General features: G+C 41.8%; 13 protein-coding genes. 7 read left to right on the top strand and 6 right to left on the bottom strand.

The features are described from left to right. A partial coding sequence (locus PHP87_RS08300) for a CoA transferase (RefSeq protein WP_299920289.1) occupies positions 1 to 223 on the bottom strand: 223 nt, incomplete at its 3' end. Between the two features lie 386 nt (positions 224 to 609). Between PHP87_RS08300 and dinB the strand changes: the two genes are divergently transcribed. The 3 genes from dinB to ndk all read left to right on the top strand — a co-directional run bounded on the left by dinB (position 610) and on the right by ndk (position 3,641). After that, complete coding sequence (gene dinB, locus PHP87_RS08295) at positions 610 to 1,791, top strand: DNA polymerase IV (protein WP_299920287.1); 1,182 nt, start codon at positions 610 to 612, stop codon at positions 1,789 to 1,791. A gap of 142 nt (positions 1,792 to 1,933) precedes the next feature. Then, a complete protein-coding gene (locus PHP87_RS08290) occupies positions 1,934 to 2,689 on the top strand; it encodes a Uma2 family endonuclease (RefSeq protein ID WP_299920285.1) in 756 nt (251 codons plus the stop codon). A 535-nt stretch (positions 2,690 to 3,224) separates the two neighbouring features. After that, positions 3,225 to 3,641 carry a nucleoside-diphosphate kinase gene (ndk, locus tag PHP87_RS08285; protein ID WP_299920283.1) on the top strand — a complete coding sequence of 139 codons (417 nt, stop codon included), beginning with the start codon at positions 3,225 to 3,227 and terminating at the stop codon, positions 3,639 to 3,641. Between the two features lie 98 nt (positions 3,642 to 3,739). On the opposite strand, the gene PHP87_RS08280 is transcribed toward ndk, so the two are convergent. After that, a complete protein-coding gene (locus tag PHP87_RS08280) occupies positions 3,740 to 4,522 on the bottom strand; it encodes an alpha/beta hydrolase (protein WP_299920281.1) in 783 nt (260 codons plus the stop codon). Between the two features lie 390 nt (positions 4,523 to 4,912). Between PHP87_RS08280 and PHP87_RS08275 the strand changes: the two genes are divergently transcribed. Further along, positions 4,913 to 7,045 carry a Tex family protein gene (locus PHP87_RS08275; RefSeq protein ID WP_299920280.1) on the top strand — a complete coding sequence of 711 codons (2,133 nt, stop codon included), beginning with the start codon at positions 4,913 to 4,915 and terminating at the stop codon, positions 7,043 to 7,045. Positions 7,046 to 7,266: 221 nt separating this feature from the next. On the opposite strand, the gene PHP87_RS08270 is transcribed toward PHP87_RS08275, so the two are convergent. Beyond that, positions 7,267 to 8,025 (bottom strand): hypothetical protein, encoded by a 759-nt coding sequence (locus PHP87_RS08270; RefSeq protein WP_299920279.1) that lies wholly within the window; start codon positions 8,023 to 8,025, stop codon positions 7,267 to 7,269. A 245-nt stretch (positions 8,026 to 8,270) separates the two neighbouring features. Between PHP87_RS08270 and PHP87_RS11920 the strand changes: the two genes are divergently transcribed. Beyond that, complete coding sequence (locus PHP87_RS11920) at positions 8,271 to 8,507, top strand: DUF4830 domain-containing protein (protein WP_366942907.1); 237 nt, start codon at positions 8,271 to 8,273, stop codon at positions 8,505 to 8,507. 138 nt (positions 8,508 to 8,645) lie between these two features. Next, positions 8,646 to 9,404 (top strand): Fic family protein, encoded by a 759-nt coding sequence (locus tag PHP87_RS08265; protein ID WP_299920278.1) that lies wholly within the window; start codon positions 8,646 to 8,648, stop codon positions 9,402 to 9,404. Positions 9,405 to 9,414: 10 nt separating this feature from the next. Here PHP87_RS08265 and PHP87_RS08260 read toward each other — a convergent pair whose 3' ends face one another. From PHP87_RS08260 to PHP87_RS08250, 3 genes are read right to left on the bottom strand one after another with little or no spacing between them, the layout of a single operon-like run. Further along, positions 9,415 to 9,603, bottom strand: a complete 189-nt coding sequence (locus PHP87_RS08260) for a hypothetical protein (protein ID WP_299920277.1) — start codon at positions 9,601 to 9,603, stop codon at positions 9,415 to 9,417. A 58-nt stretch (positions 9,604 to 9,661) separates the two neighbouring features. Continuing rightward, a complete protein-coding gene (locus PHP87_RS08255; protein WP_299920275.1) occupies positions 9,662 to 9,928 on the bottom strand; it encodes a hypothetical protein in 267 nt (88 codons plus the stop codon). Further along, positions 9,925 to 10,479 (bottom strand): nucleotidyl transferase AbiEii/AbiGii toxin family protein, encoded by a 555-nt coding sequence (locus PHP87_RS08250; RefSeq protein ID WP_299920273.1) that lies wholly within the window; start codon positions 10,477 to 10,479, stop codon positions 9,925 to 9,927. Before PHP87_RS08250 ends, PHP87_RS08255 begins: the two co-directional genes overlap by 4 nt. Positions 10,480 to 10,736: 257 nt before the next feature. On the opposite strand from PHP87_RS08250, the gene PHP87_RS08245 reads away from it, so the two are divergent. Continuing rightward, complete coding sequence (locus PHP87_RS08245; RefSeq protein WP_299920271.1) at positions 10,737 to 10,931, top strand: hypothetical protein; 195 nt, start codon at positions 10,737 to 10,739, stop codon at positions 10,929 to 10,931. Positions 10,932 to 11,155 lie beyond the last annotated feature (224 nt).

Below are 11,155 nucleotides of genomic sequence, written 5' to 3'. Positions count from 1 at the left end.
GGTTTACATTGATGGAATAGGAGCTTTGCGTGACCCCGTCATGCGTTTTTTGAATGTTTAAATGCCGTTCGTTAGCACCCACTCCATAGGGTTCGATCTTGATCACGGTAGCCCCCATATCTGCCAGAAGTTTGCTGCAATGAGGTCCAGACAGTACCCAGGTACAATCAATAACGGTCACACCATCCAGACTACCCAGTTTCACATCGTTGAATCCTGTCATAAATACTGCTCCTTTTTCATTGTATTCAGGCAGAGGGGCAGTTGTATTGCCTGTTTTTGTTTCTTGAATTTTATTGTCAGACCGGCCTTTTGGCTACATCCAGTAGTTCGATGGTTTGGCACTCGAGTTATCAAGTGCTTGACCACAAGTCTGCATTTGTTTGCCGCCTCATCTCTTTATTTCTTCAATTGTAGTATATTTACCTTCAATGGTAGAAATTTGGAATCAGGTAGTCGAAGATGCAAATGCATTATTATAATGTTTTCTAGTATTTAAAATGGGTTATTATCAAGGGGATTTTTAAAAAACAATAATTGAATTTAGGTGGGGAGAGCCCTATGATTTGCTATAATTGACTATATATCTACTTTTCCGGAGGGCAATCCATGGCAGAGCTTACTAATATCCTACACGGTGATTTGGATGCCTTTTTTGCTTCGGTTGAACAATTGGATAATCCCTCACTGCGGGGTAAACCAGTTGTAGTAGGAGGAAGTATGCATTCCCGTGGAGTAGTATCCACTTGCTCCTATGAAGCCAGAAAGTTCGGTATCCGCTCAGCTATGCCCATTGCTCAAGCCTACCGACTTTGCCCCCAGGCAGTTTTCCTTCCGGTTAATATGCCACGCTACCTGGAAATATCAAAACAGGTATTTTCCATTCTAAGTCGGTACTCTCCCATTATGGAGGTTATTTCTATCGATGAAGCCTTCCTGGATATCAGCGGCTGTTCCGGGTTGTACGCCAGCCCGGAAAAAATCGGCTGCTTAATTAAGGAGCAGGTTAAGTCCGAACTGGGGCTTACCATTTCAGTAGGTATTTCCTATAACAAATTCCTGGCCAAACTGGCATCAGATATGGACAAACCAGATGGCTTACGCATTATTACAGAAAGTGAAGCATTAGAACTATTACGACCGTTGCCGGTATCTCGAATATGGGGGGTAGGGCAGAAGACAGGGCAGCGCCTGGACAAACTGGGGATAAAAACTATTGGCGATATTCAAGACTTGCCCCCGGAATGGTTGGAAGACAAAATCGGCTCAGCCGGACGCTTGTTCTGGGAACTGGCTCATGGAATTGATAGCAGGGTAGTGGAACCGGAACATGAAAGGAAGTCTCTGGGCCGGGAAGAAACCTTCCCTGAGGATATTAACAATACCGCCTATTTAGAAAAACTAATTGCTCAATTTGCCGCTGAGTTGTGCAGGAAATTACGCCGGAAAGAGCTTTTAGCCGGCAGCATTACCATTAAACTAAGATATAGCAATTTTAAAACCATCACCCGCAGCAAGACCATAACTCCCTGCAATTCCGATATAATCATAACCCAAATTGCCGGCGAATTATTACACCAATCCTATAACAACAAACAACCCCTGCGACTTTTCGGCTTATCCCTGGGGCATTTGTCGCCGGCTGCAAGTTTGGAGCAGGGGAGTCTGTTCGAGCCCCAATTAAACGCTGATTATAAAAGCATTGACCGGCTCATGGATGAAATAAGGGACCGCTTTGGCCCCGGAGCAATAAACCGGGCCAACTTGTTGCCCCATAAGGATATTGAGTAATCCAGGGCAAAATAATAAAAATGAAAAGCAACCTCCAAAATTCTCAATATAATACCTAAAAAATCTTGACTATAGACTACTTTAGTTGATTTCAGTTGATAATAGTTTGTGAATTAATTATAATCGAGATGGGGGTGATATTATGGACGTAAATAAGGAGTTAATTACAGCCCAGGCTCTGGCTGAGGCCCTGGATCTTTCTGTGGAAACGATTTGGAGATATACCAGGGAGGATAAAATACCCTGTGTTGAACTGGGCAGCAGACAATACCGATATAAGCTGGATGATGTAATCAAAGCCCTGCGTGGTGACGTCTTTCGGGAAAATACCGCTCCGTATGAAACCAAACCGGTCAAGAAGCTCACTTATCAGGAGTACCTGGATATACCGGAAGAACCAGGCTATCGTTTTGAAATCCTAGATGGGATGTTGATTAAAGAACCATCACCCAATGTTATGCACCAGCGAGCTTCCCGCAAGCTGCAAAGGATTCTGGAAGATTATTTTTGGGAAGTTGATTCTGAAGGAGAAATCTTTAATGCACCTTTGGATGTAACCCCGCTTGATTACAATGTAATCCAGCCAGATATATTTTATGTAACAGGTGAACAGCAGCTGATTGTAAAAGATACCCGGATTGACGGGGCACCTGAACTGATAGTTGAGATTTTGTCACCTTCCAGCCGCCGCAAAGACCGGCTACAAAAAATGCAAATATATCAGAGGGCTAAGGTAAAACATTATTGGCTGGTTGACCCGCAGGAAAAAACCCTCGAATGTTTTGCCTGGCATGATGGCGTATACGCACTGGTGGCGTCCGGTATGGATGAAGATGTTGTGGAACACCCGAATTTTGCAGGGTTATCAATTAAATTAAAATCCTTATGGTCTAAATAAAATAAGCTTCTTGTATAGCTTTTGGCAATATACCTAAAATCTTAACCCACAATATTATACATAGTTCCCGTGAAGCGAATATCATCAATTAGCGAAAGGCTTTTTACAATAAATAAGACTTAGAATTTGCTGCCGAGAATTCTGGATTTTTCTAATAGCCTTTTGCTGATTTGCGGTGTAGACTTTGTTCCGGGGTTTACAATCTTGCCCAGGATTCTATAACCACCATAATGTAAAACGTGAATATGATAAAAAGGCGGATGGCACTATTATCCATATCCGAACTCTGCACTTCCCTGGGACCGGGCAAAAGTACCAGTTGGATATTCAGAGAATGACCTGTGCTAAGACCTGTAATGATAGTATAATCATGCCGATTGATTAGTTTTTAATATGGGTATATTAAGGTAATAAAGATAGAATTTAGGGGAGGATTAGACTGTGTACAAAATTATCTTTTATCAGTGACAATCCAGAACACGAATCAGACCGTAGCAAAGAATATATTAAACAGATATACAGGAGGTAAATAAAATTGAATCGTACATTTGCCATGGTAAAACCTGATGGCGTAGAAAAAGGCCTGGTAGGTGAAATTATTAGCCGATTTGAAAAAAAAGGTCTTAAGATTGTAGCGCTAAAAATAATGAAGATTACCCCGGAACTAGCTGAAAAACATTACAGCGAACATAAAGGAAAACCTTTTTTTGCTGATCTGGTCAATTTCATTACTTCCGGTCCGGTGGCGGCTATGGTTTTGGAAGGGGAAAATGTAATTCCGACCGTGCGCACAATGATGGGAGCAACCAATCCCCAGGATGCAGCACCAGGAACCATTCGCGGTGATTTTGCCCTGACCATAGATGAAAACATAATTCATGGCTCGGATTCACCAGAAAGCGCTATGCGCGAGATTGGCCTCTTCTTTAAGGAAGAAGAGATAGTCGCTTAAAAAACCACCGAAAAATTGAGCTATTAAATTCGCCTAATATTAACGGGATATTCAATGTAATATCCCGTTTTAATAAGGCAAATTACCTGCTCCTTTAACTATCCCAGAAAATTCATTACTAAACCTAAAACCACATCGGGATACTGCTCTAAAAATCCGTGACCGCCTCCCGGGATAATTTCTAGTTTGCTCTGTGGTATAAGTTGGGCAAGCAGTTTGGAGTTTTTCGGGTTAACCATAAGGTCTTGATCTCCGGTAAGAATCAGAGTGGGGCACTTGAGCTGTTCCAATCGTTCATAGCTATCAAAGGAGCGGGCAGCCTGGTAATGGTGCTCGAAAATTTCCGGAGGTATATGGAAAAATGTTTCACGTGTAACAATGTCTGCTATTTTGGTGGGATTATTTTCAATAAATTCCCGGGGATACATGCCAGCAACTATGGAATCGGCGTAGACATCTTCGACTTCTTTTTTTTCTTTAGTTTTTCGGTCAGGGAAAGGAATATAGTGCTTAGTTCCACAATGGGTAGCGCATAGTACCAACTTATCCACTTTCTCCGGCCAGGTTAGAGCCAGTTCCTGGGCAATCATCCCCCCCAGGGATAGTCCCATAATGTTTGCTCTAGCAATTCCCACTGCTGTCATTAGTTCTGCTATATCCTGGGCCAGCATGGGTACACTGTAATCTATATTCGGGGCATCGCTTCGTCCTATGCCGCGATAATCCATTAACAGTAAACGATATTTGGCCTTTAAAGCATTACGATACTCCGGTGACCAGATTTCCAGGCTGGAACCCATACCAGGAAGGGCCAGTAGGGGAAAACCCTCTCCCTCTATCTCATAATACATATTGATTCCATTGACCAAAGCATAGGGCATTTTATTACCTCCACAAAAATCCTATTAAAACAAATTCCTTTAATAATCATTTCGACAGGAGCAAATATTTCCCTTGTGGGACACGGGGACAGGTCCATTGTCCCTATCAACCTGTATATTAGAAGGTAAAGGTAGGTGAAAATATCACTTACCTGAAAACAACTTCTGGCTTACTATACCGGTTAATAAGCGGTAATTATATTTAGAAGTTGGAGAAACAGGCTATATACGCTATATTAAAGGAATGTAAACGATGATATCATCTCAGGGATTTCAGGGATTTTAGGGATTGATTTAATAACTGCGAACCGAGATAAATAGACTGCCTTGGTTTATAGAATATATTTCTGAACCAAATAGCTTTTTATCGACTTAAAAGGAGTAAATATTATGGAACAGATATTTAATCGCATACTAGAAGAAACCCATATATCGCTTCGGCAAATAAGAGCGGTAGTGCAGTTGCTGGATGACAAGAATACGGTGCCCTTTATCGCCCGTTACCGCAAAGAAGCAACTGGAGGCCTGGACGAAAACGAAATCCGTTTAATCGAAGAAAGGCTAAATTTTCACCGCAACCTGGAACATAGAAAAGAAGAAGTAATCCGTTTGATTGAAGAGCAGGGTAAACTCACTGCGGAGTTGGAGACCCGGATAAGGCAGGCCGGTAAGCTGGTGGAAATAGACGATATTTATCTGCCCTTTCGCCCCAAACGTAAAACCCGGGCGTCTACCGCTCGTGCCCGGGGACTGCAACCTCTGGCCGAATTCCTGCTTGCTTGCCCACAACAGGGAAAACCCGAGGAGGAAGCCGGACGTTACCTTTCGGATGAAGTAATCAGTATCGAAGTTGCCCTGCAAGGGGCTATGGATATTGTAGCTGAGCAAGTATCCGAAGACGCATCTGCCCGGGGGTGGATTCGGGAGTATAGTCGCAAACATGGAATGCTGGTGGTAGCGGCAAAAGATAAGAACGTGGAATCACCGTATCGTATGTATTATGAATACCAGGAGGCTGTAAACAAGATACCTCCTCACCGAATACTGGCTATAAACCGTGGTGAACGGGAAGAGATTCTAAAAGCATCGGTTTTTCTGGAGACTGACAAAATAGTGGATTACTTGAGTCGGCGTTACGTTAAGCCGGGAGTTACTGCAGAATACCTTACTCAGGCAATTCAGGATAGCTATAGTCGGCTGATCAAACCCTCCATCGAAAGGGATTTGCGGAATGAATTGAGCGAAAAGGCTGAAGAACAGGCCATAACGGTGTTTGCCAAAAACCTGCGCAGCCTTTTACTACAGCCACCGGTTAAGGGGCAAATCATTCTGGGTTTGGACCCGGCTTACCGTACCGGCTGTAAATGGACTATAGTTGATGACACCGGAAAAATGCTGGAGGTGGGAGTAGTATACCCTACACCTCCCCAAAAAAAAGTTACTGAGGCTGAGGAGATTCTGACCCGGCAAATTAAAAAGTATGGTGTAACTGCCATTGCTATCGGTAATGGTACGGCCTCGCGGGAAACGGAGCAGTTTGTGGCAGAGATGATGAAGAATAGGCAGTTGCAGATTCCTTACACTATAGTCAGCGAAGCTGGAGCCAGTGTTTACTCGGCTTCCCCGCTGGCAGCCCAGGAATTTCCACAGTTGGATGTAGCCCACCGCAGCGCAGTTTCCATCGCCCGCCGTTTGCAGGACCCCCTGGCGGAACTGGTTAAGATTGAGCCCCGGGCGATTGGGGTAGGGCAATATCAGCACGACCTGCCGCCAAAAGAACTTGACCAAAACCTGACCACCGTTGTCGAGTCGGCAGTTAATCAGGTAGGAGTGGAACTTAACACTGCTTCTGCTTCCCTTCTAACCTATGTGTCCGGTCTTTCTTCCACAGTAGCCGGCAAAATCGTGGAGTTTCGTGACCAGAACGGCAAATTCAAAAACCGCAAGGAACTGCTGAAGGTCTCGAAGTTAGGTCCCAAAACCTTTCAGCAAGCAGCCGGATTCCTACGCATATACCAGGCGGACAATCCCCTGGATAGTACTGCCATTCACCCGGAATCCTACCAACTGGCCTTGGGAATCCTGGAAATAGCCGGGGCAAGCCTGGAAGAAATCGGAACGCCTACCCTGGCAAATAAACTGGGCACCCTGAAGCCCGCAACCCTGGCTCAGAGCCTGGGAGCAGGGGAGCCAACCGTGAAAGACGTAATCGAATGTCTCCTGAAACCGCACCGCGACCCGCGCGAAGACCTGCCTCCGGTAGTATTTCGCACCGATGTGCTGAGTATCGAGGATATTACCCCAGGTATGTTCCTGACAGGAACAGTTAGAAACGTGGTGGATTTTGGTGCTTTCGTAGATATAGGGATAAAAAACGATGGCCTGGTACATATATCCCAGATGGCAGACCGCTACATCCGCCATCCCATGGAAGTCGTAGCCGTAGGGGATGTAGTAACAGTACAGGTACTGTCAGTCGACCGGGAACGGGGCAAAGTATCCTTATCCATGAAAACGGGCTAAATTGGAGCCAGGTGATAAGATATCTGATATCATCCCTAAAGTTTTTTATTTCCATAATGATGTTTGTTCCTTTTTTAGCGTGTGTCTTATGTTAATGATGCGCAGTAATTGTAGAATTAATGTGTAGGGAACGACCCCTGTGGCGTTCCGATAAATTTGAAGAAATATCAGGATTTTATCCGGATATAATTATCGAAAAATTTATTGTTATGCCAAACTACTTACACGCGATTATATTGATTTGCTTCGACAATTAATTCGCTGTTTTCAGTTGTGTTTGGTTTTTCAAGTTTAACAGTTTGATTATTACCGTTTTTCTTAATCTCTTCATTAACTTCAACTAATTTATCGCCAATTTGTACAGTAAGGTTTGCGGAGAGTTTTTGCATCTCTGTAAGACGAGTGTCTTTATTAGCTATAAACTCTTTTGCAGAAGGAGATGAACCTGCACGTGCTTTATCAAGCTCAATTTCGGATTTCAAAACCCTTGCATCTCCATCAACCTTTGTTTTTACCGAGGATATCACTTGTGCTTGCTTTATATTTAAGGATAAACTAATAATCGAATTCAAACGTTCAGTTTCAGTTTCCTCTTCGGTTTTTGGTTTAGCATCTTTGGTTTCTTTTTGTTTTTCCGCTTGCTGCTTTGCCTGCTCCGCCATTATTTGAGCAATCTGCTCATCAATGGTTTTAAGCTGTTCTTCGTAAGATTCAAGCTGTGATTTTATACTGTCCATATTTATCCCTTTTTCAAGGGTGTTGCCGATAAGCTCATTTTTTCTTTCAATAATATCTTGCTTTTGTTTCATCAAAGATTCAATAAGACTGTTTGTTTTTCCTAACGGACTGATAGAAAGAGTATCTTTTCTTTCGTGTTGTTGGTTATTTTTCAAGGCATAACTATTTTGGTTTAAATCTTGATTAATACGATAAACGTTTAAAAAACCATTTTGCATGCCTATGTTTGGATTAATACGCATTTTAACTCCTCCTTCAGTGATGATACTCTATATATCGGCATAAAGTACAAATGCTTTAGCTCAACGGGGACCTCGTCTGTATATGGGACATGGGGACAGGTTCATTGTCCCTATCAAATCCGGGGCTTTTTCAATAGAACAGACAGCCCAGAGTTAGGCTTTCTCGTTAAATCATAGTTTTTCTCAAAATCTCATAATTCTAGCTTATTAAAGCCACCTGAGCAGGGAAGTTTTGAAAAAACGGCATTGATATTGGTGAATTATTAAGAAAGAGCAATGAATTATCCAAGCAAAATGGTTTAGATTTCTCCAGTTATTTGGGCAAACAAGTAACGCTTATTACCTATAGTGTTTATAACAAACAGAATATAGCAGAAAACATAGATCTTATAATGGATGGAAATAAGGTAGTAGGATTCTGGATTGATGACCATGGCGACCCAGCTGATTTCAATGTGATAGTGAATGCTTTAAAAAACTAGCTGACGGTGTGAAAATAAACGAACAGGATCAAAAGCAGCTCCAAGTCATAAGATCTAAAATGTGGCGGTTTACCCATGTAAAATGGAATATTTTATGATATTATTATACGAGGAATGTACCATGAAAAGGGTGAATAAATGGATCTATACAGAGTTCTTGATTTATATAAGGTTGCCGTAGATGAGCGCAGACCGTTCGAGGGAGAGATGTTGACACAACTCAGAAATTACTATCGTATTGGCCTCACCTGGTCATCAAATGCGCTTGAAGGGAATACCCTTACGGAAAGTGAAACCAAAGTCTTGCTGGAGGATGGCTTGACTGTGGGAGGCAAACCCTTGCGTTATACTTTCGAAGCAATCGGCCACGCTCAAGCCTATGATTTCATGTTCACGCTGCTAAATAATAAAACCATTACGGAAAAAGATGTTCTTATGATGCATCAACTATTTTATGCGAGTATAGAAAAGGAATACGCAGGAAAATACCGCGATATGGATGTGTTTATTACCGGTTCCCAATATCCTGTGACCGAAACAAAACGCATACAGGCAGAAATGGATGAATTATTTCAATGGATTAGAAATGAACGAAATCAGTTTCACCCGGTAACGTTTGCGGCACAACTCCATAAAAGGTTTGTCTTTATCCATCCGTTTAAAGACGGAAATGGGAGAATTGCAAGACTCATTATGAACACGGCCCTGATACAGGACGGATACCTGTTGGCTATAATTCCTCCGGTGCTCAGGCATGAATACATTGAACTTCTTGAAAGGGCTCATAGAGATGACCAGTCTTTTGAGCGGTTTGTTGCTGAGCGGGTTATCGAATCTGAAAAGGAAATCATGCGACTTTTGCATATACCAATACCAAAGCTGGACAACGGCAACTGATATTAAAATTTTAGCGTGACCGCGTTGTTGCAACGATTAAAAACCCGATTAAGCCGCCTATTAAACAGGCAATACTATTATTTATTAAATGACCAACATCAGTATGACTGGTGACTAAATATTCCCCAACACCGTACAATATAGCTCCCAGTAAAATACCTGATGCCATACCTAAAAGTTTTTTAAAATTATTTCCCATAATTTTGGTTCCTTTATTTATCGTGCGTCTTATAGCCATAACTTTGTTTATTAGTCATTTATTCGAAAGGAATGTTAATAAGACGCATTGCTTCTAAAATCTTTTCTCGATTACTGGTATCAAAGTCTTCCCCATACCAGCGACGAAAGAACGCAGCTCTGGCTTCAGCAGGGGAAATGTCCGGTTTATCTTCTTCAATCGCAGCTCGGGTCACCGACCTCGCCATATCAAACATAGAGGCACCCATGAAAAATCTTTCGCTCTCAGTCTTCTGCTGCATCATTTCAAATAACTTGTTTTCTACCGTTGAGCAAGTATCGTTCATTTCTCAATTTCCCCCCATAATTGTCCTAAACCTAGTTCTTTAACCCAATACTCAATATATTCCCAATCAAGTTTTTCGGCCTGGTATTTTACTATACTGCTTACATCATTTAGCTGCAGTTCAGATTTGCTGTCTCTGGCCCAAAACAACTTGGAAACAATCAAATCCTCGGGACTTACTACCCACAATGTAAAATCAGCAATCATTTTCTTGACCCGTCTCTCAAACTCAAGCTGCCGGTAAGGAGAGTCTTTGCGGACGATGAAATCAATTTTAACTACGGCCTCATAATGAATAATATTAAACATGCTCTGTAGTTGAACGGCCTTGTTTACATCATTTTCATCTATATAAAAATCCGCGGAAAACTCTTCCGTAATCTTAGGAATTTGTTCAGCAGCAAGCTCAATTACAATATCAATATCTCTGGTCATGCGAGGTTGGGCATAAAAGCTACTGGCAACTGAACCGGAAAGCATATAGGGTATATCCAGTTCTTCTAGTTTAGTTATTACAAGTTTTAGTATTTGAATTTCAGTTGGTAAATTCATATTTATAAACCTACCTTGCCAGAAGTTTAATAAAATAATGCATTATATTAAGTTTATCATAACTATTATGTACCTTACATTCATTATATAATTGCAAGCCTACTACTGTTTTTCCCGGCTAGAGTCTTTCATTATGAGCGATTTACCATGAGGATGGGATTACAGCTGCAATAACCTTATCGGGGTCAAAGGGTTTGAGTTCTACTTTTTTACTAGTATAATGTGTACAAACCCACTGCAAATGGGAAGGTGAAATTATGGATGAACAAGATAAACGCAAAATAGAAGAATATAAGAAAAAGCCAATGATTAATTTTGCGGATTCAATAAACCGTTCAATGATACCTGACTTGGGGGAGTTAACAAAAGGAAACCGCTGTACTAGGATTATCACTACAGTTATAATTATTGGTATATTGCTTTTTCTTTTGTGGTATAAAAGTAATTTATAACCTGCGGCCCAGCTGTAACAACCGAATTAAGTACATATTAGACCGGAAAGACAGTTTGTTTTCCCGGTTTTCTATTTTGGGGTGATATGGGGTACCGCGCTCTACTTATCAACAGCAGGTTTTTTGAGTAAACTGATGTTAAGATAAATAAAAAGGACATAGGAGTATGCATTTATGGAGAAAAAAAGGCAGGTCATAGTTGTAGGGGGAGGGGCAGCGGGAAT

It is taken from the genome of Syntrophomonas sp. (assembly GCF_028707975.1).
Lineage (GTDB): Bacteria > Bacillota > Syntrophomonadia > Syntrophomonadales > Syntrophomonadaceae > Syntrophomonas.
The sequence above is the reverse complement of the archived record's forward strand: the minus strand, read 5'-3'. Positions and strand labels throughout refer to the sequence as shown.